This window comes from Ottowia sp. (genome assembly GCF_035325765.1).
GTDB lineage: Bacteria > Pseudomonadota > Gammaproteobacteria > Burkholderiales > Burkholderiaceae_C > Ottowia.
This window is the reverse complement of sequence record NZ_DAOKZG010000024.1, coordinates 1-22,814: the sequence shown is the minus strand read 5'-3', so window position 1 is coordinate 22,814 and position 22,814 is coordinate 1. Positions and strand designations below refer to the sequence as shown.

The following is a 22,814-nucleotide window of genomic DNA, read 5'->3' as shown; positions in this document are numbered from 1 at the left end:
GCGCGGCCGCGCTGTGCGCAGCGCCCCGGCGGATTGAGATGGCAAGCACTTCCCTCCTCGAATCGATCAACGACCCGGCCGATCTGCGCCGCCGCACGCGGGCCGAGCTGAAGCACCTGGCCGACGAACTGCGCGAATGCGTGCTGCAGAACGTCGCGCGCACCGGCGGCCACCTGAGCTCCAACCTCGGCACGGTGGAGCTGACGATCGCGCTGCACACCGTGTTCAACACGCCCTACGATCGCCTGGTGTGGGATGTCGGACACCAGACCTACCCGCACAAGATCCTGACCGGCCGACGCGCGCGCATGCCGACGCTGCGCCAGCTCGGCGGCATGTCGGGCTTCCCGCGACGCGACGAGAGCGAATACGACACCTTCGGCACCGCGCATTCGTCCACCAGCATCTCGGCCGCGCTCGGCATGGCGCTGGCGGCGCGCCAGAAGGGCGAGGACCGCAAGGCGGTGGCGATCATCGGCGATGGCGCGCTGACCGCCGGCATGGCGTTCGAGGCGCTCAACAACGCCGGCGTCGAGCGCGACGCGCGCCTGCTGGTGGTGCTCAACGACAACGACATGTCGATCAGCCCGCCGGTCGGGGCGCTCAACCGCTACCTGGCGCAGCTCATGAGCGGGCGCTTCTACACGGCGGCGCGCCAGGTCGGCAAGTCGGTGCTGGGCGGCGTGCCGCCACTGCTCGAGCTGGCCAAGCGGCTGGAGCAGCAGGCCAAGGGCATGGTGGTGCCGGCCACGCTGTTCGAGACCTTCGGCTTCAACTACATCGGCCCGATCGACGGCCACGACCTCGATTCGCTGATCCCGACGCTGGAGAACATCCGCGAGCGCATGGCGCAGCGCGAGGGCCCCCAGTTCCTGCATGTGGTCACGAGGAAGGGCCAGGGCTACAAGCTGGCCGAGGCCGACCCGGTGGCCTACCACGGCCCGGGCAAGTTCGATCCGGCGGTCGGCCTGGTGACCCCGGCCACGCCGCCCCGGCAGACCTTCACCCAGGTGTTCGGCCAGTGGCTGTGCGACATGGCCGAGCACGACACGCGCCTGGTCGGCATCACGCCGGCGATGCGCGAGGGCTCGGGCCTGGTCGAGTTCGCGCGGCGCTTCCCGCAGCGCTACCACGACGTCGGCATCGCCGAGCAGCATGCCGTCACCTTTGCTGCCGGCCTGGCCTGCGAGGGGCTCAAACCGGTGGTGGCGATCTACTCGACCTTCCTGCAGCGCGCATATGACCAGCTGATCCATGACGTGGCGATCCAGAACCTGCCGGTGGTGTTTGCCCTCGACCGTGCCGGCATCGTCGGCGCCGATGGCGCAACGCACGCCGGCAACTACGACATCGCCTACCTGCGCTGCATTCCCAATGTCAGCATCGCCTGTCCGGCCGACGAGCGCGAGTGCCGCCAGCTGCTCAGCACCGCCTTCGAGCAGGAGCACCCGGTGGCAGTGCGCTACCCGCGCGGCGCGGGCGTCGGGGCACAGCCGCTGGCCGGACTCGATGGCCTGCCCTTTGGCAAGGGCGAACTGCGCCGGCAGGGGACGCGCGTCGCCATCCTGGCCTTCGGCACCCTGCTGTATCCGGCACTGCAGGCGGCCGAACGGCTGGACGCGACGGTGGTCAACATGCGCTGGGCCAAGCCGCTGGATGCCGAGCTGCTGGCGCGGGTGGCCGCGACGCACGAGGCGCTGGTGACGGTGGAGGAGGGAGCCGTCATGGGCGGCGCCGGCAGCGCCGTGGGCGAAGCACTGGCGGCCGCCGGCACGGCCCGTCCGTTGCTGCAGCTGGGACTGCCCGATCGCTTCATCGAGCATGGCGACCCGGCGCGCCTGCTGGCGCTGGAAGACCTGGACGCCGGGGGCATCGAGCGCGCCATCCGGCGCCGCTTCGAGGCGCTGGTCGGCGCTGCGCCCGAACTGCACGCCGTCGGCAAGCGCGCTTGAGACGGGACGTTTTCCATGGCGCTGCGCGTCCCGTGCGCGCCGCCAGAGACGGCGGCCCTTCGGCCTGTCCGGGCCTGCGCAGGCAGGTCTGGAGCCGCGGGTCTCAGGCCGCTGGAAGCGGGGCGCACGGGGCCCGGCGAAGCGGGGCAATCGGCTCGGCGCCGCGGTCGGCGTCGGCGCATCGTGACGCGTGCGCGCCACACGCGAGCCGTGCGCATGTGTGAATGCAGTAATAATGCATTGCTGCCGCAGCCCGGGATGATTGCCCCGGGCCGCGCCAGGGGCGCCTTGGGCGCACTGTCCGTGGCGCCTGAATAGCGCTTCCATGAATTCGAGACGAGGAGATGACATGCGTGACTTGATGCTTCAGGACCCGACGCGCCGCAAGGCACTGTTCACCGGGGGTGGCCTGGCGGCCTTGGCGGCGGTACCTGAAGTGGCGTTGGCCGATGGCGTGGGCAACGATCCACCCGCGAAGATGACGTCCAGTGGCAAGGCCCTGCCCGAATACGCCGGCTGGAAGAATGCCGACGCCATGATCGTGCACAGCGCCAACACGATCGAGCTCAAGCGTTCCCACTTCGGTCACGGCTTGCTGACGCCGACCGATTGCCTGTTCGTGCGCAACAACCTCAACCCGCCGTCGGCTGATATCGTCAAGGACCGCGAGGCCTGGGCCGTGGAGGTGACCGGCGTGGCCAAGCCGGCCCGGCTCACGCTGGCGGACCTGAAGCGCATGGGGCTGACCTCGGTCACCATGGTGTTGCAGTGCTCGGGCAACGGTCGCGGATATTTCCCGCACAAGCCCAGCGGCACGCAGTGGAAGGAAGGTGCCGCCGGCTGCGTGGTGTTCACCGGCGTGGCGGTCAAGGACGTCGTCAAGGCCCTGGGCGGCCTGGCCGACGGGGCCCAGTACATGACCGGCACGGGCGGAGAGACGATCCCCGACGGTGTCGATCCGAAGACCGTGATGGTCGAGCGCTCGGTGCCGCTGTCGGACATCGAGGACGCGCTGCTGGCCTGGGAGCTCAACGGCGAACCGCTGCCGCTGGCGCATGGGGGCCCGGTGCGCATGATCGTGCCGGGCTACACGGGCGTCAACAACGTCAAGTACGTCCGGCAGCTGGCCTTCACGGCGCAGCAGTCGCCCGCCAAGATCCAGCAGAGCAGCTACCGCTTCACGCCGGTGGGGGTGAAGGGTTCGCCCGATGCGCCGTCGCTGTGGAAGGTGCCGGTGAACTCCTGGATCACCACGCCCGCCGACCAGTCGGTGAAAGCGGGCCGGGTCCAGCTCGCGGGAGTGGCCTTTGGCGGCTTCTATCCGATCAAGGGCATCGAGGTTTCGGTCGACGGCGGCCAGACCTGGACGGCCGCGAAGTGGTTCGGTCCCGATCTGGGCCGCTACGCGTGGCGCAACTTCGTGCTCGAAGTCGATCTCAAGCCGGGCACCTATCGGGTCGCGTCGCGCGCCGTGAACGACCAGGGCGAGGCACAGCCGAAGGAGCGCCAGGAGAACGAGCGCGGCTACAACAACAACAGCTGGCTGGATCGAAGCATCGAGCTGGTGGTTGCGTGAGCTGACGCATCGCCTGAATCACTGCGCTCCATCCCCCGGAAGGGGGGTGCATCCCGCGGCTCGCTCGCTGGCCACGGGGTGCGCCGACTGGCCTGCTTCGCGGCCACGGGGGTCGCGTCGTTTCATGCCGGTGCGCGCATGCGGAATGGATCACTGATGTCACGTCTTGTCCCTGGAGCCCGCGTCCGTCGCGGGGTGCGGGCCGTCGGCCTGCTGCTGGCCCTGGTGGTGGGCGCCGGCGCTCACGCGCAGGCCCCTGATGCGAAAGTGCTGGAGCAGGGCCGGCTGCTGTTCCTCAAGCAGGCCAACCCGACCTGCGCCACCTGCCATACGCTGGCCGAAGCCGGCGCGACGGGCGCCATCGGTCCCGACCTGGACGAGTTGCAACCCGGTCACGACCAAGTTCGTGCGGTGCTGCGCGACGGCTCCGGCGCCATGCCGTCGTTTGCCGGGCAGTTGAGCGAGGAGCAACTGGAAGCCGTGACCACCTACGTGTTGTGGGCCACCCGGCCGCGTTGAGGCGGCGACGAGGTGGCGGGGCGCGACCGCGGCCGCGAGTTGCCGCTGCCGTGCACGTGTCTCATGTGAATCCCTAATGGCTGGATCGGATTACACACGGCTACACTCGACCGGTTTTCCAATCGTGAATCAAAGGAGTCTTCTATCATGGATCGTCGTTCCCTGATCAAGCACGCCGGGATCGCCGGCGTGCTGGCTGCCGGCGTCGCGCCGGCGGTGCACGCGCAAGAGACCGTGCGCTGGCGCCTGGCCACCAGCTTCCCGAAGGCGCTGGAGACGCTGCACGGCTGTGCCGTCAAGTTCTCGGAGACCGTCAAGGCGATGTCGGGCGGCAAGTTCGAGGTTTCGGTGCACGCCGCGGGCGAGCTGATCCCGGCTTTCGGCATCGTCGACGCGCTGGCGGACGATTCGATCGAGATGGGCGAGACGGCAGCCTACTACTACACCGGCAAGGACCCGTCGTTTGCCTTCAGCTGCGCCATCCCGTTCGGCTTCACGGCGCAGCAGAACCAGGCCTGGAAGCTGCACGGCAACGGCCACAAGCTGCTCGACGAGCTGTTTGCCAAGTACAACTTCCACGCCCGCAGCGCGCTCAACACCGGCACGCAGATGGGCGGCTGGTACCGCAAGGAAATGAATTCCGTCGACGATTTCAAGGGCCTGAAGATGCGCCTGGGTGGCGGCGTGTTCGGCGAGTCCATGGCCAAGCTCGGCGTGGTGGCGCAGAACATGCCGGGCGGTGACGTCTACCAGGCGCTGGAAAAGGGCACGCTGGATGCCGCCGAGTTCGTCGGTCCCTACGACGACGAGAAGATGGGCTGGAACAAGGTGGCCAAGTACTACTACTACGGCGCCTGGTGGGAGGGCGGTGCCGACCTGGAGTTCTTCATCAACAACAAGGCCTACGCCAAGTTGTCGCCCGAGTACCAGGCCATCGTGCGCTCCGCCATGGACGTCGCGTACAACGACGGCACGTCCAAGTACCTGTACCTGAACCCGATCTCGCTCAAGCGGCTGGTGGCGACCGGCACGCAGCTGAAGCGCTTCAACAAGGACATCGTGCAGGCCGGCTTCAACGCCGCGCAGGAAGTCTACGCCGAGCACAGCGCCAAGGACCCCCAGTTCAAGAAGATCATCGACGACCTGCGCGCCTTCCAGCGCGACCAGATTCTCTGGAACCGGGTGTCCGAACTGGTGTTCACGCAGGACATGGCATCGCTGAAGATCTGAAGACCTGACGCGAGACCCGGGGGTTGCCCGAATCGCCGGCCCCCCGAAAAAAACCGCAGCCTTGGCTGCGGTTTTTTTGTGGCGATGGCCGTGCTCCGGCCCGGTCGGCGCCCTGCGGGCCCTACTTGCCCAGGGATTCCTGGATCGCCTGCATCGGATCGCCCGGGTCTGCGCCGACGCCGCTGTCGGGGGCGCCCGGCAGCCCGTTGCTGCTGGTGCCCGGAGTGCTGGCGCCCGGTCCTGCGCCGCCGGCGGGCTCGGCGTTGTCGAACAGCGGCGATCGGGAGTCGAAGTCCGGGCTCTGATCGCTCTGGTTCAGGTCGAGCAGCATTTGTTCGCCGACCGCCTTCATGTCGACTTGCACCGCCTTGTCGAGGTTGCCGGTCACCAGGCCCGGGAAGGCGATCAGGATGGCGACCATGAGCAGTTGCAGCAGCAGGAAGGGGACGGCGCCCTTGTAGATCTGCATCGTCGTCACCGGCTCCATGGTCTTGCCGGTGTGGGTGTCGACGTAGGGCTTCTCGGGCGCCACCGAGCGCAGGTAGAACAGCGCGAAGCCGAACGGCGGGTGCAGGAACGAGGTCTGCATGTTGACGGCCAGCAGCACGCCGAACCAGATCAGGTCGATGCCCATCTTGTCGGCGATCGGTGCCAGCACCGGCACCACGATGAAGGACAGCTCGAAGAAGTCCAGGAAGAACGCCAGGAGGAACACCAGGATGTTCACGAAGATCAGGAAACCGAGGTGCCCGCCCGGCAGCTTGGCCAGCAGGTATTCGACCCAGACCGGGCCATCGGCGGCCTGGAACACCATGCTGAAGATGGTCGCGCCCACCAGGATGAACATCACGAACGAGGCCAGCTTCGTCGTGGTGTCGAGCGCCTGGCGCAGCAGCGACCAGCTCAGGCGCCGGCGCAGCGTTGCCATGATCAGCGCGCCCATGGCGCCCATGGCGCCGCCCTCGGTCGGGGTGGCCACGCCCAGGAAGATCGTGCCCAGCACCAGGAAGATCAGCAGCAGCGGCGGGATCAGCACGAAGGTCACGCGCTCGGCCAGCCTGGACAACAGGCCCAGGTGGGTGGCGCGGTTGATGACCGCGATCAACCAGGCGAAGAAGCTGCCGCCGCACATGGCGACGACGATCTTCTCGTCGGTGGCGACGAAGTCCACCGGCACGCCCTGCCACCAGGTGTGGACGGCTTCCATGTTCTTGCCCAGCACGATGGCGATGGCGGTCGACAGCGCGGCCAGCACGGCCAGCGACAGGTAGCCGGAGTGCCCGTTGGGCTCACGGAAGGTGCGGGCTTCGGGGGGCAGCGCCGGCACCATCTTGGGCCGGAAGATCGCCAGCAGCGCGACCCAGCCGATGTACAGCCCCATCAGGGCGAAGCCGGGGACGAAGGCGCCCTTGTACATGTCGCCCACGCTCTTGCCCATCTGGTCGGCCAGCACGATCAGCACCAGCGAGGGCGGGATGATCTGCGCCAGCGTGCCCGACGCGGCGATCACGCCACTGGCCAGGCTGCGGCTGTAGCCGTAGCGCAGCATGATGGGCATCGAGATCAGGCCCATCGAGATGACGGAGGCGGCAACCACGCCGGTGGTCGCCGCCAGCATGGCGCCCACCAGCACCACGGCCAGGGCCAGGCCGCCGCGCAGCGGGCCGAACACCTGGCCGACCGAGTCGAGCAGGTCCTCGGCCATGCCGCTGCGCTCCAGGATCAGGCCCATCAGGGTGAAGAAGGGCACGGCCAGCAGCGTTTCGTTGGCCATGATGCCGATCAGGCGCAACGGCAGCACCGACAGGATGGCCTGCGGGAAGACGTCGAGATAGACCCCCAGCAGGCCGAAGAACAGGCCCGCCGCGCCCAGGCTGAAGGCGACTGGAAAGCCCAGGATCAGGAACAGGATCAGCCCCACGAACATGATGGGGGCGAAGTTGGAGGCGATGAATGCCATGTTGCTCGTGCTCCCGCGCGTTCAGTGCGCCTGCGCGGGGGCGGAGGGCTTGGTGGACTGATTGCGCAGGGCGTCGATCAGCGCCTGCTCGTCGGTCGGCCCGGTGGTCTTCTCGGTCGGGTCGGGTCCGAGGCCTTTCAGGAAGGCGATGCACTTGATCAGCTCCGACACGCCCTGGACCAGCAGCAGGCTGAAGCCGACCGGCAGCGCCAGCCACACCGGCCAGCGAATCAGCCCGCCCGGGTTGTTCGACATCTCGCCGGAGGCATACATCTGCAAGGTCATGGGAATGACCAGGTACAGCACCGTGATGCAGACCGGCGCGAGGAAGAAGACCAGGCCGAAGATCTGGACCCAGACCTGGACCTTCTTCGGGAAGTGGGCGTTGAGCACGTCGATGCGCACGTGCTCGCGCTTGAGCAGGGTGTAGCCGGCCGCGATCAGGAACGACCAGGCAAACAGGTACCACTGCACCTCGAGGAAGCCGTTGGAGCTGTAGTTGAACAGCTTGCGGATGGTGGCGTTGACCGCGCTGATGACGGTGGCGGCAAAAATCAGCCAGATGGCGTAGCGGCCCACCGTGGCGTTCAGCCAGTCGATGGCGCGGGAAAGCTTGAGCAGCGCTTGCATCGGGATCTCCGGGAAGGTTTCCGCGTACGGGCGCGGTGGTGCCGCGCGGGAATGTGGCGGGGCCGGGTGGGCCCGCCTGATTGCGGATCGCGGGTGATTGTAAATAGGCCCTGGGCCACCCGTGCTGGGGGCTATCCCGTAGAGGGGCCGGCACGAGCCCATGCCCGCTGGATGCACATCGGCGCGCGGGGCGTGGCAAAGTTGTCACGCTTCAACCCTGCAATCATCAATTGTCCGTGACACTGGAATCATTTTGTGACAAGATGCAATACAAAGTACGCGCTGAAACATCGACGTGGGGTGACCGATGAAGGTTAATGGGGCTTGGGTGGGCCGCTGGCTGCAGCGGCTGGGTGTATTGGGAGCGGCCACGCTGGCCGCGTCCGCGCTGGCGCAGACCAGCATCCTGATCAATTCGGGCGACCAGGTCGAGGGTGGGCGGGTGGCCGCCTTCACGGCCTGGAAGAGTGCGCTGGAGGCAGGACTGGGCAAGGCCGGCGTGGCCAGTGCGCAGGCACGCATGTCCAGCGATGCCACGGCGGACCTGAGCGCCACGCGCGCCAACCTGTATGAGGTCATGGTGGCGCCAGCGCCGACGATCGGCAGCGCGGTGCGCTATGGCTATGAACCGGTGCTCGGCACCACGCGCACCGCGCGCGCGGTGCTGGTCGTGCCCGAGGGCAGCGCCGTCACCAACTGGGAGCAGGGCAAGGGCAAGAATCTCGGCCTGCCGGGGCAGGACAGCGTGGTGACCTATCTGCTGCGCGGCGAGGTGCAGGCGGGCAACACCACGCTGGCGCGCCAGTACGCGTCGCTCTACCAGACGCGCTACCAGGACGCGCTGCTGACCTGTCTGGAGGTGCGCCGCTGCGACGTGGTCGCGGTCGAACGCAGCGTGGCCCAGGAGTGGATCGACGCGGGCAAGAAGGTGCGCATCATCTGGGAAAGCCGCGAGGTTCCGGGCCTGAGCGTCGCCTTGCGGCGCAACGCCAAGGTTCCGCTCGAGGGCTTGCGCAGCGCCCTGCTGGCCGAACTGAACCGCGCCAGCCCCGGGGGCTACACGGATGCGCTGACGCGCAAGGACTTCGAATACGTCTCCACCCTCGGCTATTTCACGCCGCGTGCCCTGAAGGGCGCCACGTTGGTCGAGGACCCGGCACAGGTCGAGGCGCTGCTGGCTTCGGGCGCGCGCTACATCGACACGCGCAACGACGAGGAGTTCCGGGCCGGCCACGTGCCCGGTGCCACCCTGGTGCCGTACGTGGAAAAGAGTGCCAAGGACCCCGACTACGATGCGTCCAAGGACCAGTTCGAGGTCCAGCGCCTGGGGGCCAACAAGGCCCAGCCCCTGGTGTTTGGCTGCAATGGACCGGAGTGCTGGAAGAGCTTCAAGGCCAGCCACGCGGCGATCGAGGCCGGCTATTCCAAGGTGTACTGGTTCCGCACCGGGTTTCCCGCCTGGCGCAGTTCTGGTCGCAAGTTCGACACGGCCGCCAGCGGCGGCGACAAGGTCGGTTGACGGGCGGCGCGGCGATCGGGACTGTCGCGCCCCGCATCGGGCCCCAGGATCGACGGGGGACGCGGGCCGGCGAGACCGCGTCGCGGATGGACCTGAATCCGGGTCGGCCCAGGCGCGGCGTGCGCGGGACGTGTGACTGGTTGCCAGCGCACATCCGGGTCAGTCAACGATGCCGACGCCCTTGATCTGGGCGAATACGTGCTGGCCCGGCGCCAGTTGCAGTGCGCGCGCCGACTTGCTCGTGATGCGCGCCAGCAGGGGCACGCCCGCCAGGTCGAGCGCCACCAGCACCTGGCCGGGGCCGTCTCCGGACAGCTCCCGCACCGTGGCCGGCAGGATGTTGAGGATGCTGGTGTCGCTGCGGGCTGCCAGCGCCAGGCTGACGTCGCGTGCCAGCACGCGCAGGCGCAGGCGCGCGCCGATCTGCGGCAGCGGCGTGTCGCGGGCGTGCAGGCATTGCAGCTCGCCACCGGCGAAGCCGACATGCAGCAGTTGGTCGTCGGCGTCGATGGCCTGCAGCCGGCCCTCGATCAGCGTGCCCGCCGCATCGCCGTGCTGGTGCGCCACGTCCAGCCGTCCCAGCACCTGCGCCGTCGGCCCGTGCGCGCGCACGCGCCCGTCCTGCAGCAGCAGCAGGTGATCGGCCAGCCGCGCCACCTCGTCCAGGGCGTGCGTGACGTAGAGCACGGGAATCTGCAGCTCGCGCGCCAGGCGCTCGAACCAGGGCAGCAGCTCGGCCTTGCGCGCCAGGTCGAGCGAGGCCAGCGGCTCGTCCATCAGCAGCAGGCGCGGGCTGGTGGCAAGCGCGCGCGCGATCGCCACGCGCTGGCGTTCGCCGCCTGACAGGCCGGCCGGCCGCCGCGCCAGCAGGTGGCCGATGCCCAGCAGCTCGATCGCCTGCTCCAGCGACACGCGGCGCTCGGCCGGGGGCACGCGCTTGCGGCCGAAGTCGAGATTCGCCTGCACGCTCAGGTGCGGGAACAGGCTGGCCTCCTGGAACACCAGGCCCAGTGCGCGCCGGTGCGTCGGCAGCCACAGGTCGCGCGCGTCGTCGTGCCAGGCCTCGCCGTTGACCACCACCCGCCCCGCGTCCGGGCGCGTCAGGCCGGCGACGCAGCGCAGCAGCGTGGTCTTGCCGCAGCCCGAAGGGCCGAACACCGCGCTCACGCCCCGGCCCGGCAGGCGCACGTCGACGTCGAGCGCGAAGGCCGCGCCGTAGCGCAGCTGCGCACGCAGCTCCAGTGTGTCGGCGGCGCCCGGCATCGGCGGCTCGGACGGGTGCGACGTCATGGCACGGTCCGGGCGCTGCGCGCCTGCAGCAGGTGCAGCACCAGCAGCACGGCGAAGCTGAACGCCAGCATGCCGCCAGCCAGCCAGTGCGCCTGTGCGTATTCCAGGCTTTCGACGTCGTCGAAGATCTGCACCGAGATGGTGCGCGTCTGGCCCGGGATGTTGCCGCCGATCATCAGCACGACACCGAATTCGCCCAGGGTGTGGGCGAAGCCGAGCACGGCGCCGGTGACGTAGCCCGGCCGCGCCAGCGGCAGCGCCACGTGCCAGAAGGCGTCCAGCGGGCCGGCGCGCAGCGAGGCGGCGGCCTCCAGCGGGCGCTCGCCCAGGGTCTCGAAGGCGTTGATGATGGGCTGCACCACGAACGGCAGCGAATAGATGACCGAGCCGATCAGCAGGCCGGTGAACGTGAACGCCAGCGTGCCCATGCCGAGCGCCTGCGTCAGCTTGCCCAGCGGGCCGGCCGGGCCCATGGCCACCAGCAGGTAGAAGCCCAGCACCGTGGGCGGCAGCACCAGCGGCAGCGTCACCAGCGCGCGCACCGGCACGCGCAGTGGCGAACGGCTGCGCGCCAGCCACCAGGCCAGCGGCGTGCCCAGCGCCAGCAGGATGGCGGTGGTGGCGAGCGACAGTTCGATCGTCAGCCGGATGGCCGACAGGCTGGAGGCGTCAAGCATCGGGCGGGCGGGTGTTCAGCGTCGAGCGTCTGGCGTGGCAGGGCGCCACCAGCTCACGCCAAACGCTCAACATCGAACCTTACCGCACCGCGTAGCCGTAGCTGCGGATCAGGTCCAGCGTGCCGGGGGTGCGCAGCAGGGCCATCCAGGCCCTGGCGGCGGGGTTGTCGGCGCCGCGCTTGAGCCACACCACGTCCTGCACGATCGGCGCATGGTAGTCGCCGGGCACGATCCACATCGAGCCGCCCTTGAGCTTGCCGCCCTCCAGCACCTGCGACAGCGCGACGAAGCCCAGCTCGGCGTTGCCGGTGGCGATGAAGTTGTGCGTCTGGCCGATGCTCTCGCCCGTCACCAGCTTGGGCTGGAGCGCCGCGGCCACGCCGAGCTGGTCCATGGCCTCGACCGCGGCCGCGCCGTAGGGCGCGAGCTTGGGATTGGCGATGGCGATCTTGTTGAAGCTGCCCGACTTCAGCACCGCGCCCTGGTCGTCGACGAAGCCCGGCTTGGCCGACCACAGCACCAGCTGGCCGATGGCGTAGGTGAAGCGCGAGCCGGGCACGATGTCGCCTTCCTGCTCCAGGCGCTTGGGCCGTGCGTCGTCGGCGGCCATGAACACGTCGAACGGTGCCCCCTGCTTGATCTGGGTGTAGAAGGCGCCGGTGGCGCCAAAGGACAGCCGGGCCTCGTGCCCGGTGGTGGCCTTCAGCACTTCGGCCAGGGTCTTGGCCGGCGCGGTGAAGTTGGCGGCCACGGCAACCTGCACCACCTCGGCGCGTGCCAGGGTGGCCAGGGCGAGGGTGGCGGTGAGGACGAGCAGACGGCGAAAAGTGAGGCGCATGGGGGACTCCTGGAGGGGGCGCGTCGATGGAAAATGGAAGAATGGCGTGCGCGGTTGCGCTATTCGAATCAAGAATAGCGAGTGTAACGTCATTTTGCGAAGGGATCGGCGAAGCCGGGCTGCTCGGCGATCCCGGGGTCGGTCAGCGCCTGCAGGAAGGCGACCAGGTCGGCCTGCTCCTCGGCGTTGATCGCGATCTGGTCGATCAGCGGCTCCTTGTAGGGGTTGGCGCGACCGTCGCCGGCGTACGGGCCGGGCCCGTAGACGCGGCCACCGGCGGCGTGCAGCGCCACCACCGCCTCCAGCGTGGCGGCGCTGCCGTCGTGCAGGTAGGGCGCGGTGAGCGCCACGTTGCGCAGGCTGGGCGCGCGAAACCGCCCCATGTCCGCGGGCTGGCCGGTGAACTCGATCAGGCCCTGGTTGCCCACCGGGTAGGCGCCCGTGTCGCCGATGTTGAACAGCCCGATGTTGTAGAAGCCGGACGCGCCCACGCTGCCTTCGCTGCTGACAAAGGCACCGCCGCCCAGGTTGGGGCCGGCGTGGCATTGCACGCAATGCGCCGCGCCGCGCTGGCCGAAGAACAGGGCCTGGCCGCGCTGCTCGCTGTTGCTCAGGGTGAGCGTGCCGGCCAGTGCCTGGTCGTAGCGGCTGCCGGCCGAGATCAGCGTGCGCTCGAACGCGGCGATGGCCTTGATCACGTTGTCCCAGTGCAGGGGCGCTGACTCGCCGCCGAAGGCGCTGGCAAAGCGCGCCGGATAGTCGGCGTCCGACTGCAGGCGCTGCAGGATGGCGGCGCGATTCGCGTCGTTCACGCCCATCTCGATCGGTGCTTCGCCGAACAGCGGCGTGTGCATCTGCTGCTCCAGCGTGCGCGATGCCGGATTCGCCCAGTCCAGCGTCGTCTGATAGGCAGCGTTGACCAGCCCCGGCGCGTTGCGCGGGTGGTTCTGCCCGGTGGCGCCGCGTGCCACGGCGCGGCCGTCGGCAAAGGCCAGGCCCACCGCGTGGCAGCCGGCGCAGGCCAGCGTGTTGTTGACCGACAGGCGCGTGTCGTGAAACAGGTGGCGGCCGAGTTCCACCTTGGCGGCGTTCATCGGGTTGTCGGCCGGTACCACCGGCGGCGCGAAGCCGGCCGGCAGCGTCCAGGTCCAGGGCTCTGGCTGCTCGGGCGGCGGCGCCTCGGCCGTGGTGCCGCCACCGCCGCAGGCACTGGCCACGAGCAGCGTGAACAGCGCCAGCAAGGCGGGCCGGCGGGCTATGGCCGGGTGATCGGGGTGGACGGTCGGCATGGGTGCTTACCTGGAACGTGTGAAAGCGCGGGAATTTCGTTATTCATATATAGAATAGCGAAACACAACGACTTTTCCAACCCCGGAGGCACCCTCGATGAACCTGGAGACTCTTTCCCGACCGGTCGCGCGTGGCGCGGCATGGAAGCGCGCCGCGTGCGCGGCGCTGGCGGCGACGCTGACGCTGTTCACCTTCACGGCCTGTGGCGGCAGCGACGACGATGACGAGATCGTCGTCGATCGCGGCCCGACCACGATCAAGATCCAGGCCAAGCTCAACGGCCTTTACTGGGATCCGGGTCAGTCCAGGCTCTACCTGACGGACGACGACGCCAACGCGATCCGGGCCTGGGACGACAAGAAGGATTTCCCGGTGTTTGCCGACCTGCCGGCGATGGGCGAAGGCGAGCGCACCACCCTGGGCCAGCTCACGCGCGATGCCGCCGGCACCTTGTACACCACGCGCTTCGGCTTCAGCGCCTACGGCGCGGTGGTGGCCGTGCCCGAATCGCGCGTGGCACGCAACCTGGACGGCCTGGACGTCACGCGCCGGCGCATCGGCATCATCACGGCGCCGGGCGGCACCCTGATCGACGGCTGGTTTGCGGGGCCGGGCAGCGTCGGCCACGTGAGCGAGGTGACGCTGGACGGCGCCGGTGGCGCCAGCGAGCGCGAACTGATCACCGGGCTGGGCAAGCCGACCGGGCTGGCGCTGGTGGGTGACTGGCTCTACGTGTCGGATCAGTTCTCGGGCGAATTGCGGCGCTACTCGCTGGCCGATTTGCGCGCGCGTGACACCCCGGCACAACCGGAGGATGGCGAGCTGTTCATCGCCTTCACCCCGTCCGACAGCCTGGACCTGATGGTCGCGGCGACCGACGGCACGCTGTATTTCGGCGGCGGCGGCACGCTCTACCAGGTCGGCCCGGCGGTGGGGCAGTCCGAGAAGCTGGCCGAGGGCTGGCCGGGCATCCTTGGCGTCGCGCTCGATGCGGCCAACAAGCGGCTGTTTGCCGCCGTCAAGGCCGAGGTGGCGGACGGGCCGGCCTCGATCCGCATCGTGCCGCTCGACTGAAGTCGCAAGGCGCCGGCGAGCCGGCGCCCGACGGGCACAATCCCGGCCATGAGGCTGAAACCCATGTCCGCGCGCTCGCTGGGCTACGCGCCGGCCGACAAGCGCATCGAACTGCTGCGCCGCGTTGGCGAGTGCGGTTCCATCTCCGAGGCCGCGCGCAGCGCCGGCGTGAGCTACAAGGCGGCCTGGCAGGCCATCCACACCCTCACCAATCTCGCGGGCGAGCCGCTGGTGGACAGCAGCGTGGGCGGCGCCGGCGGTGGCGGTGCGCGCCTGACGCCCGCGGGCACGCGCCTGCTGCAGGTCGCCGAGCAGATGGAGGCGGCGCGGCGCGAGGTGCTGGCGCGCGTCAACGACCCATCGGCCCAGACCCTGGCCGCCCCACGCACCAGCATGCGCAACCACCTGCCCTGCCGCGTGGTGCGGCTCGACAGCGCCGGCCGGGGCGACCCGCTGGTGCGCGTCGCGCTGGCCCTGCCGGGTGGCGGCGAACTGGCGGCGCTGTTGACGCGCGAGAGCGCGCAGCTGCTGGGCCTGGCGCCAGGCCTGGAGGTGCTGGCGCTGTGCAAGGCCACGGCGGTGCGCGTCGAGCCGCCGAACGACGCCCCCGCGCCGGACGGCGCGAACCGGCTGCGTGGGCGCGTGCTGCGCGCCGCGCGCGGCACGGCGCACGACGAATTGACCCTGACGCTGGACGGCGGCCTGCAGCAGCTGGTGGGCTTTGCCGCGCACCCGAACCGCCTGCGCGCCGGCAGCCGCGCGCAGGCGCGGGTGGAAGCCAGCGCGGTGGTGCTGGCGCTGCGGTGATAAGGTTCACCCGTTGCACCACGCGCCGTGCGATGTGAGCCCTGCTCGGTCGCCCGAAGCTGCGAGGGCCCCGTCGGGGCTGCGCGGCGTGGGGCGCATGGATCACCGTGTTCCTGAAAGGATGAAATGATGAAAACGAGTGCACGCAACCAGTTCCAGGGCACCGTCACGGCGCTCAAGGCCGGCGCCGTCAATGACGAGGTCGAGATCGACATCGGCCAGGGCGTGAAGATCGTCGCCATCGTGACGCATGAAAGCGCCGTCGCGCTGGACCTGGCGGTCGGCCGGCCGGCGGTGGCGCTGGTCAAGGCCTCGTCGCCGATTGTGGTGGCGGGCGACGGCGGCCTGCGCTTTTCGGCGCGCAACCAGCTCAGCGGCACCGTTTCGCGCGTGCAGGCGGGCGCGGTCAACACCGAAGTCGAGATCGAAGTCGCGGGTGGCCTCCACGTGGTCGCCATCGTCACCCAGGAAAGCGCCAGCCGACTGGGCCTGGCGGCGGGCCAGCCCGCCAGCGCGCTCTTCAAGGCTTCCAGCGTAATCGTCGGCGTGCTTTCCTGAGGCCGGGCGGCGCGCCGCGGCGCCGCCTTCGGGTGCGACCGGGGACAGCCCGGCTTGCGGTAGCGCCGTGCGGGAGCGCCGCCACGGCCAACTGTTGCGATACTGCCACGACCTCCGCCGCCGGTTGTGGGTCGCAATGCCGGGTCGTGTGACCCAGGCTCGGGTTTGTTACAGATAGTTTCTTTCAGTCCGGCACAATCGGCCCTGGTGTTGCGGCGTGGTGATTCGGAGGAAAGCAATCGATCATGAGCGGGCCTTGCACAGCCATCCTGTTGCCAGCCCAGGTCTTGCCGGTGCTGCTGGCGGCCTCGGCGATCCAGGCCGCGCGCGCCGTTGCCGAGGCGCAGCAGTCGGCCGCCGCCCTGCGCGGGCAGCACGCCGACGCCCGGCAGGACCGGGCCGCGCGCCAGGCCGCCGCGGCCGGGCAGGGCCTGGCGGCGCTGCAGCAGGCGGCCGAGGCCGCGCAGCAGCGCATCGAGCACCTGGCCGAGCTGGCGGGCCGGCTGGACGCCGGGCACGCCTTTGCCGCCCAGCGCCCCGCCCCCCCGGGCGAACTGGCCAGCGCCGAGGACTGGGCCGAGCATCTGCGCGCCATCGAGGCCTTTGCCGCGCACGCGCAGGACGCGCTGCTGGCGGTGCTGGCCCAGCAGCCGCAGGACGAGGCGCAGGGCGCGATCGATGTCGACGCGGTGCTGCGCCGGCTCGCCCTGCCGACCGCGGTGGCACTGCCGGCCGGCGTGTCGGGCCGGCTGCTGCAGCGCATTGCGCACCTGGGTGCGCTGCCGGCCGAGATCGAGGCGCTGGCGCGCCAGCTCGACGCCCTGCCGCCGGGCGAGCGCGCCGAACTGCTGGCTTCCGAGCTGCGCCTGCGCGTGCAGCGCCAGGCCGAGCAGGCGCTGAAGCTGCGGGTGCAGGCGGCGCAGGCGCTGGTGCTGGAGCAGTCGCTGCTGGACCTGGGCTACGAGGTCGAGGCCTTCGACGAGACGCTGTTCGTGCAGGGTGGCACGGTGCACTTCCGCAAGCGCGGCTGGGGCGACTATATGGTGCGCGCACGCGTCGATGCGCGCGCGCAGAGCCTGAACTTCAACGTCGTGCGCGCGGTCGACGACGGCGGCGCCGAGATCAGCATCGAGGACCATCTGGCGGAGGACCGCTGGTGCGCCGAGTTTCCGGCCCTGTTCAAGGCGCTGGAAGCGCAGGGCGTGCACCTGCAGGTGACGCGCTTGCTGCAGGCCGGCGAAGTGCCGGTACAGCGTGTGCCGCGCGCCAGCCTGCCGAAGTTCGAGGACGAAGAGGCGCCGCTGCGGCGCGCGGCGCCGCGCGCCAGGAGCTTGCAATGAGTCCGCCGCGCGCGCGCTGGCTGGCGGACGTCGAGCGGCTGCTGCCGATCCGTTCGCAGTTCGTCGTCTCGGGCAACATCCGCGACAGCTTCATCGTGCCGCTGAACGGCGCCGCGTCGCTGGTGCCGCTGCAGCGCGCCTTGTGGGAGACGCTGCGCGGGCACGGCTACGCGGCGCTGCTGGTGTATGACCCGGCGGACGGCATCCGCGTCTACCCGGACCGTGCCGAGGTGCGCGAACTGGCCGAGCGCCTGTTCGACCTCAAGCTTGCCGATGGCGGGCAGATGATCAGCCTGGAGCGCCTGACGGGCGTGATGCGCAAGCTGACCGGCGAGCGCGAGGCGCGGCTGGCGCTGCTGCTGGACTTCGCCTCGCGCATGACGCGTGAGCCGAATCACCTGAGCGAGGCGGAGCACCGGCTCTTCGTCACGGCCGAGAAGCTGTCGCTGCACGCCGCGCCGATCGTGCCGCGCGAGGGCGGCGGCGTGCCGCTGTTCAACCCGGTGTTCTGGCTGCTGAACCGGGCGCAGGACATCCCGTCCTGGTTCACGCTCGACAGCGAGCGCGTGGCCAGCGTGGTGGTCGCGCTGCCGGACTACGAGATGCGGCTGGCGGCGGCGCGCCAGCTGGCGCCGCTGTTCGCCGGCCACGCCGAGGCCGCCGAGGCGCTGCGCGAGCGCTTCGTGAACGCCTTTGCCGACGGCACCGAGGGCATGAGCCTGATGGCGCTGGCCGACATCACCGAGCTGGCGACGCGCCAGCAGCTGCGCGTGGACGCGATCGACGACGCGGTGCGCAGCTACAAGGTCGGCGTGCTCGACAACCCCTGGAAGAAGGACTACGTGCGCGACAAGGTGCGCGGCGGCGAGGCGGTGATCGAGGACCGCGTCAAGGGCCAGCACCAGGCCGTGGTCAAGACGCTGGACATCCTGAAGCGCTCGGTCATGGGCATGACCGGCGCCCAGGCGCGCTCGGGCGGCAACCGGCCGCGCGGCGTGCTGTTCTTTGCCGGCCCCACGGGCGTGGGCAAGACCGAACTGGCCAAGGCGCTGACGCAGCTGGTGTTCGGCAACGAGCGCGCCTACATCCGCTTTGACATGAGCGAGTTCGCCGAGGAGCACACCGGCGCCCGCCTGCTGGGCGCGCCGCCGGGCTACATCGGCTTCGACGCCGGGGGCGAGCTGACCAACGCGGTGCGCGAGAAGCCGTTCTCGGTCGTGCTGTTCGACGAGATCGAGAAGGCGCACCCGCGCATCCTCGACAAGTTCCTGCAGATCCTGGAGGACGGGCGCCTGACCGACGGCCGCGGCGACACCGCCTACTTCTCCGAATCCATCATCATCTTCACCTCCAACCTCGGCATCTACGTCGAGGACGCCCAGGGCCAGCGCGTGCAGAACGTGCGTCCGGGCGACAGCTACGAGACGGTCGAGAGCCGGGTGCGCGAGGCGATCGGCGACTACTTCAAGTACCGCCTGTCGCGCCCCGAGATCCTGAACCGCATCGGCGACAACATCGTCGTCTTCAACTTCATCACGCCCGAGGTCGCGCGCCTGATCTTCGACGGCATGCTGCGCAACGTGGCGCGGCGCCTGCACGAGGAGCTGAAGGTGCGGCTGGCACTGCTGCCGGCCGTGCATGCCGAGCTGCTCGAGCGCTGCACCCACGACCTGTCCAACGGCGGGCGCGGCATCGGCAATGCGCTGGAGTCGAACCTGATCAACCCGCTGTCGCGCGCGCTGTTCGAGCACGAGCTGGTGGGCAAGCAGAAGGTCACCATCACCGCCCTGCAGGAGCAGGACCGGGTCGTCGGCCTGAGCCTGGAGGCGTCGTGAGTGTCACCGCGCAGCGTGGGGGCGAGATGAGCGCCGCTGGGCCGTCCCAAGGCGCGAAGACCCCCGAGGGGCTGAGGGCTGCGGCTCACGACTTGACAGTGCAAGTCGGGACAGCCCGAAGAGGAGCCGACTCTGGCGGCTCCGCGGCCTGCAAGGCCAGCGGACCACGCGCAGCGGGGGAGCGTGGGGGCTCCCTTGAGCCGCCGCCGGGCCGTCCCAAGGCGGCGAAGGCCCCCTCGGGGGGCAGCGCAACAGACGCAGTCGTGGAGCGTGGGGGCTCCCTTGAGCCGCCGCCGGGCCGTCCCAAGGCGGCGAAGGCCCCCTCGGGGGGCAGCGCAACAGACGCAGTCGTGGAGCGTGGGGGCTCCATGATCTCCATCAACAAGGCCCACTACCCCGTCACCGTGCTCGGCCCGGGGCGGCGCATCGGCCTGTGGGTGCAGGGCTGCTCCATCGGCTGCAAGGGCTGCATCTCGCAGGACACCTGGGCCGACGATCCCGAGCGACTCATGCCGATCGCCGAGCTGCTGGCCTGGTGCCGCGACGTGGCGGCTGGCGGCCTGGACGGCGTCACGATCTCGGGTGGCGAACCCTTCGACCAGCCCGAGGCGCTGGCGGCGCTGCTGCAGGGCCTGCGCGCCTGGCGCCGGCAGGCCGGCCTGGACTTCGACCTGCTGTGCTACAGCGGCTATCCGCTCGCCACGCTGCGCAAGCGCCAGGCGCCGCTGCTGGCACTGCTGGACGCGCTGATTCCCGAGCCCTTCGTCGAGGCGCGGCCGGCGAGCGAACCCTGGCGCGGCTCGGCGAACCAGCCGCTGGTGCTGCTGAGCGCGCGCGGCCGGCGCCGCTACGCGGCGTACCTGCGCCAGCCGCTGGCGCTCGGGCCCAAGCGCATCCAGGCCGTGGTCGACGGCGACCGGGTCTGGTATGTGGGCATTCCGGCGCGCGGCGACATGGAGCGCCTGCGCGCGCTGTGCGCGGTCCGTGGGCTGGACTTCAGCGAGGTGTCGTGGCGGCAGTGAGCGCGGACGGGGCGGTGCGCTACGTGCGCCTGTGTCCCACCTGCGGGACCGCCAACGCGCCCGAGGTGCTGCGCTGCGGCTGTAGCGTGCTGCTGGTCGGCGTCGACCTGGTGCGCGCCGATGCGCTGGCGCCGCCGCCGGCCGCGGACGCGCCAGAGCCGGCCGCGCCAGCCGTGCTGCCGGTCGAGATCGAACCCGCCGACCGGCCCCAGGCACCGCCCGCGGACGCGGCAGCGCTGGTCTGTCCCTACGAGGACTGCGGCCAGCCGAATCCGCCCGGTGCGACCACCTGCGTCTACTGCAACCGACCGCTGGCGACCGGGCACGCGCTGACGCCGGCCGCCAGCGGCCTGCTGCGCCTGCCGTCGGCACTGGCAGGGCACTATCGCGTGCGCGAGGTGCTGCCGGCACGTGGCGCCGAGGCCGAGATCCTGCTGGTCAAGGGCGAGGACGGCACCACCCGCGTCGCCAAGCTCTATCGCCAGGGCATCATCCCGCCGCCCGAGGTGCAACAGCGGCTCGCGCGCATCGACCCCGCGCACCGGGTGCAGGTGTTCGAGACGGGCCTTTCCGACGGCCACGCCTACGAGGTGATGGAATACTGCCGCCACGGCTCGCTGCGCCAGCAACTGCAGGCGCAGGCCATGCCGGCGGCGTTCATCACCGAGGTGGTGCGGGAACTGCAGATGGCGCTGGCGGCCGTGCACGCGGCCGGGGTGGTGCATCGCGATCTCAAGCCCGAGAATGTGTTGCTGCGCAGCCGCGAGCCGCTGGACCTGGTGCTGACCGACTTCAGCACCGCTTCGGCGATGGACGCCACGCAGCGCTTCACCAGCATCGCGCGCACGCTCCTGTATGCGCCGCCCGAGAGCCTGTCGGGCGTGATCGACGCCAAGGCCGACTACTGGTCGCTCGGCATGATGGTGCTGGAGATGGCGACCGGCCGCCATCCCTACCAGGGCCTGTCCGAGGCGGTGATCCTGCACCACCTGACGACGCGCGCCGTGGAGCTGGGCGGCGTCGGCGATGCGCGCCTGCGCCTGCTGGTGCGCGGGCTGCTGCTGCGCGACCCGAAGCGCCGCTGGGGTGCAGACGAGATCGGCCGCTGGCTGGACGGCGACACCCGCCTGGAGGTGGCCGAGCCGGCGCCGGCCGAAGGCGGCGACGCCTTTGCCCGGCCCTATGCCGTGCGCGCCGAGCAGTGCAACACGCCGCAGCAGCTGGCGGTAGCCTTTGCCCGCCACTGGGTCGCCGGGCGCGCCGACATCGTGAGCGGCCAGTTGCTCGACTGGTTCACCAAGGTGCACCCGGACCAGAACGTAGTGCGCCTGCTGCTGCAGTTGCGCTACGAGCGTCAGCTCTCGCCCGACCAGCAACTGCTGCACTTCATCCTCTACCTCGCGCCCGGTATCGTGCCGGTGTGGCAGGGTCACAGCGTCGAGCTGCCGGCGCTGCTCGCGCACGCCAACCAGGCCCTGCAGGGCGACGCCGGCGCCGCGCGCTGGCTCGAGCAGGTGCACGAACAGGGCGTGCTTGGCATCTATGCCACCGCCGGCAACGCGCAGGCCGCCGAACTCGCCCAGCGCTGGAGCGAGGCGGTCGACGCCTTCGACGCGGCCTGGAAGCGCCAGGACGCCCTGCTGCGCGCCGACCCGCCGGCGCCGGGCGCGGTGGTGCGCTTCGATGAGCTGCTGTCCGGCCCGGCTGGACCGCGTCGCCCGCCATTGCTGGCACTGCACCCGCGCCTGCTGGCCGCCGCCTACGATCCGGCCTGGCTGGAGCGCCTGCGCGCGCGGGTGCAGCATGAACTCGACCCGCTGCGCGTGCTGGATCAGCGGCTGGAGGCGCTGGCGCCGGTGGCAACCATGTCGGCCGCCGAACTGCTGGCCAGCGAGGCCGCGCTGCCGCAGGCGCGCGCGAATGCCGAGCAGCGCCAGCGCGAGCAGGAGGCGCAGCGCGCGCGCCAGGCCGAAGCGGCACTGCAGCTGCAGCGCGAGTTGCGCACCTGCCTGGCCGAGCTCGGCGCGCAGGCGCAGCGCTTTGGCTACTGGCTGGATTCCTCCGGTCCGCTGCAGGCGAGCCTGGATGAACTCGGCGCGCTCACCGCCCGCGCCCGGGCGCTGGGCGACGCTGGCGAGGCAGCCAGCGCGGCGCGCCGGATCGCGCTGCGCGCCGAGCCGCAGGCGCTGCGCCTGCGCCGCCTGGTCGAGGAGGTGATCGAGCGGCGGGAAGCCAATTCCGGCTGGACACGCTCCGAGGTCGGGCGCACCGCGCTGGGGGTGTTCTTCCTCGTGCTGTTCCTGTTTCGCGCCGCCGGCGTGCTGCTGCTCCTGCTGGCCGGCGGCGGCCTGGCCCTGTGGCGCCTGGGCCCGATCATGGGCCGCGTCGGCGCCGTGCGCGCCATCGGCCGGGCGCTGGGCAACGGCGCGATGGGCGCCGCCCGATCGCGGGACCCCGGCTGATCGGCGGCGGGACACGACCCGGACCGGGGTCCGAATCATCCGGGATCCGGCAGTCGGATGTGGCCGACCCTGCCGATCGCGCCGTGCCATGCGGCATGGCGCGGCGAGGGTGGCGCCGGCTCGTGCGTGGCACCTCGATCCGGCAAGCCAGCGCGACCGAAGAGGCCGAGCCACATGTTCATCCTATTTTCCTCAGTTGACCTGCCTGAACGTCCCGCAAGCCTAGACTGGGCGC

General features: G+C 70.4%; 18 protein-coding genes. 12 read left to right on the top strand and 6 right to left on the bottom strand.

Annotation, left to right across the window (positions count from 1 at the left end; genetic code table 11):
• Positions 1 to 38: 38 nt before the first annotated feature.
• From dxs to dctP, 4 genes are all read left to right on the top strand, one after another.
• A complete protein-coding gene (gene dxs, locus PKA16_RS09405; protein ID WP_324402620.1) occupies positions 39 to 1,952 on the top strand; it encodes a 1-deoxy-D-xylulose-5-phosphate synthase in 1,914 nt (637 codons plus the stop codon).
• Positions 1,953 to 2,301: 349 nt separating this feature from the next.
• Positions 2,302 to 3,528, top strand: coding sequence for a sulfite oxidase (locus PKA16_RS09400; RefSeq protein ID WP_324402618.1), 1,227 nt, complete (start codon positions 2,302 to 2,304; stop codon positions 3,526 to 3,528).
• A gap of 156 nt (positions 3,529 to 3,684) precedes the next feature.
• Positions 3,685 to 4,047 carry a cytochrome c gene (locus tag PKA16_RS09395; protein WP_324402616.1) on the top strand — a complete coding sequence of 121 codons (363 nt, stop codon included), beginning with the start codon at positions 3,685 to 3,687 and terminating at the stop codon, positions 4,045 to 4,047.
• 147 nt (positions 4,048 to 4,194) lie between these two features.
• The gene (gene dctP / locus PKA16_RS09390; RefSeq protein WP_324402614.1) at positions 4,195 to 5,277 is read left to right on the top strand and encodes a TRAP transporter substrate-binding protein DctP; all 1,083 of its coding nucleotides are present in this window, start codon (positions 4,195 to 4,197) and stop codon (positions 5,275 to 5,277) included.
• Between the two features lie 121 nt (positions 5,278 to 5,398).
• On the opposite strand, the gene PKA16_RS09385 is transcribed toward dctP, so the two are convergent.
• Together PKA16_RS09385 and PKA16_RS09380 are read right to left on the bottom strand one after the other, a co-directional pair.
• Positions 5,399 to 7,237 carry a TRAP transporter large permease subunit gene (locus tag PKA16_RS09385; RefSeq protein ID WP_324402612.1) on the bottom strand — a complete coding sequence of 613 codons (1,839 nt, stop codon included), beginning with the start codon at positions 7,235 to 7,237 and terminating at the stop codon, positions 5,399 to 5,401.
• Between the two features lie 21 nt (positions 7,238 to 7,258).
• Positions 7,259 to 7,867 carry a TRAP transporter small permease subunit gene (locus PKA16_RS09380; protein ID WP_324402610.1) on the bottom strand — a complete coding sequence of 203 codons (609 nt, stop codon included), beginning with the start codon at positions 7,865 to 7,867 and terminating at the stop codon, positions 7,259 to 7,261.
• Positions 7,868 to 8,195: 328 nt separating this feature from the next.
• Here PKA16_RS09380 and PKA16_RS09375 point away from each other — a divergent pair, with 328 nt between their 5' ends.
• On the top strand, positions 8,196 to 9,386 hold the full coding sequence (locus PKA16_RS09375; protein ID WP_324402608.1) for a rhodanese-like domain-containing protein: 1,191 nt from the start codon (positions 8,196 to 8,198) through the stop codon (positions 9,384 to 9,386).
• 159 nt (positions 9,387 to 9,545) lie between these two features.
• Here the strand turns inward: PKA16_RS09375 and modC are convergent, their stop codons facing one another.
• From modC to PKA16_RS09355, 4 genes are all read right to left on the bottom strand, one after another.
• Positions 9,546 to 10,649, bottom strand: coding sequence for a molybdenum ABC transporter ATP-binding protein (gene modC / locus PKA16_RS09370; protein ID WP_324402658.1), 1,104 nt, complete (start codon positions 10,647 to 10,649; stop codon positions 9,546 to 9,548).
• Positions 10,650 to 10,672: 23 nt separating this feature from the next.
• Positions 10,673 to 11,353 (bottom strand): molybdate ABC transporter permease subunit, encoded by a 681-nt coding sequence (modB, locus tag PKA16_RS09365; RefSeq protein ID WP_324402606.1) that lies wholly within the window; start codon positions 11,351 to 11,353, stop codon positions 10,673 to 10,675.
• Positions 11,354 to 11,432: 79 nt separating this feature from the next.
• Positions 11,433 to 12,191 (bottom strand): molybdate ABC transporter substrate-binding protein, encoded by a 759-nt coding sequence (gene modA, locus PKA16_RS09360; protein ID WP_324402604.1) that lies wholly within the window; start codon positions 12,189 to 12,191, stop codon positions 11,433 to 11,435.
• Between the two features lie 89 nt (positions 12,192 to 12,280).
• Positions 12,281 to 13,480, bottom strand: coding sequence for an MbnH family di-heme enzyme (locus PKA16_RS09355; protein ID WP_324402602.1), 1,200 nt, complete (start codon positions 13,478 to 13,480; stop codon positions 12,281 to 12,283).
• Positions 13,481 to 13,577: 97 nt separating this feature from the next.
• Between PKA16_RS09355 and PKA16_RS09350 the strand changes: the two genes are divergently transcribed.
• From PKA16_RS09350 to PKA16_RS09320, 7 genes are all read left to right on the top strand, one after another.
• Entirely contained in the window at positions 13,578 to 14,555 is a 978-nt protein-coding gene (locus PKA16_RS09350) for a hypothetical protein (protein WP_324402600.1), read from the top strand.
• 48 nt (positions 14,556 to 14,603) lie between these two features.
• Positions 14,604 to 15,362 (top strand): TOBE domain-containing protein, encoded by a 759-nt coding sequence (locus PKA16_RS09345; protein WP_324402598.1) that lies wholly within the window; start codon positions 14,604 to 14,606, stop codon positions 15,360 to 15,362.
• A gap of 129 nt (positions 15,363 to 15,491) precedes the next feature.
• Positions 15,492 to 15,920 carry a TOBE domain-containing protein gene (locus tag PKA16_RS09340; RefSeq protein ID WP_324402596.1) on the top strand — a complete coding sequence of 143 codons (429 nt, stop codon included), beginning with the start codon at positions 15,492 to 15,494 and terminating at the stop codon, positions 15,918 to 15,920.
• 245 nt (positions 15,921 to 16,165) lie between these two features.
• Positions 16,166 to 17,260 carry a hypothetical protein gene (locus PKA16_RS09335; RefSeq protein WP_324402594.1) on the top strand — a complete coding sequence of 365 codons (1,095 nt, stop codon included), beginning with the start codon at positions 16,166 to 16,168 and terminating at the stop codon, positions 17,258 to 17,260.
• On the top strand, positions 17,257 to 19,095 hold the full coding sequence (locus tag PKA16_RS09330) for an AAA family ATPase (RefSeq protein WP_324402592.1): 1,839 nt from the start codon (positions 17,257 to 17,259) through the stop codon (positions 19,093 to 19,095). The genes PKA16_RS09335 and PKA16_RS09330 overlap by 4 nt, the downstream gene beginning before the upstream one ends.
• A 368-nt stretch (positions 19,096 to 19,463) precedes the next feature.
• The gene (locus PKA16_RS09325; RefSeq protein ID WP_324402590.1) at positions 19,464 to 20,117 is read left to right on the top strand and encodes a 4Fe-4S single cluster domain-containing protein; all 654 of its coding nucleotides are present in this window, start codon (positions 19,464 to 19,466) and stop codon (positions 20,115 to 20,117) included.
• Positions 20,114 to 22,579, top strand: coding sequence for a serine/threonine-protein kinase (locus PKA16_RS09320; RefSeq protein ID WP_324402588.1), 2,466 nt, complete (start codon positions 20,114 to 20,116; stop codon positions 22,577 to 22,579). Before PKA16_RS09325 ends, PKA16_RS09320 begins: the two co-directional genes overlap by 4 nt.
• Positions 22,580 to 22,814: the final 235 nt, after the last annotated feature.

Bases quoted from the DNA above. Each gene is read 5' to 3' on its own strand.
- dxs (WP_324402620.1), top strand. From the start codon at position 39: ATGGCAAGCACTTCCCTCCTCGAATCGATCAACGACCCGGCCGATCTG.
- PKA16_RS09400 (WP_324402618.1), top strand. From the start codon at position 2,302: ATGCGTGACTTGATGCTTCAGGACCCGACGCGCCGCAAGGCACTGTTC.
- PKA16_RS09395 (WP_324402616.1), top strand. From the start codon at position 3,685: ATGTCACGTCTTGTCCCTGGAGCCCGCGTCCGTCGCGGGGTGCGGGCC.
- dctP (WP_324402614.1), top strand. From the start codon at position 4,195: ATGGATCGTCGTTCCCTGATCAAGCACGCCGGGATCGCCGGCGTGCTG.
- PKA16_RS09385 (WP_324402612.1), bottom strand. From the start codon at position 7,237: ATGGCATTCATCGCCTCCAACTTCGCCCCCATCATGTTCGTGGGGCTG.
- PKA16_RS09380 (WP_324402610.1), bottom strand. From the start codon at position 7,867: ATGCAAGCGCTGCTCAAGCTTTCCCGCGCCATCGACTGGCTGAACGCC.
- modC (WP_324402658.1), bottom strand. From the start codon at position 10,649: ATGCCGGGCGCCGCCGACACACTGGAGCTGCGTGCGCAGCTGCGCTAC.
- modB (WP_324402606.1), bottom strand. From the start codon at position 11,353: ATGCTTGACGCCTCCAGCCTGTCGGCCATCCGGCTGACGATCGAACTG.
- modA (WP_324402604.1), bottom strand. From the start codon at position 12,191: ATGCGCCTCACTTTTCGCCGTCTGCTCGTCCTCACCGCCACCCTCGCC.
- PKA16_RS09355 (WP_324402602.1), bottom strand. From the start codon at position 13,480: ATGCCGACCGTCCACCCCGATCACCCGGCCATAGCCCGCCGGCCCGCC.
- PKA16_RS09350 (WP_324402600.1), top strand. From the start codon at position 13,578: ATGAACCTGGAGACTCTTTCCCGACCGGTCGCGCGTGGCGCGGCATGG.
- PKA16_RS09345 (WP_324402598.1), top strand. From the start codon at position 14,604: ATGAGGCTGAAACCCATGTCCGCGCGCTCGCTGGGCTACGCGCCGGCC.
- PKA16_RS09340 (WP_324402596.1), top strand. From the start codon at position 15,492: ATGAAAACGAGTGCACGCAACCAGTTCCAGGGCACCGTCACGGCGCTC.
- PKA16_RS09335 (WP_324402594.1), top strand. From the start codon at position 16,166: ATGAGCGGGCCTTGCACAGCCATCCTGTTGCCAGCCCAGGTCTTGCCG.
- PKA16_RS09330 (WP_324402592.1), top strand. From the start codon at position 17,257: ATGAGTCCGCCGCGCGCGCGCTGGCTGGCGGACGTCGAGCGGCTGCTG.
- PKA16_RS09325 (WP_324402590.1), top strand. From the start codon at position 19,464: ATGATCTCCATCAACAAGGCCCACTACCCCGTCACCGTGCTCGGCCCG.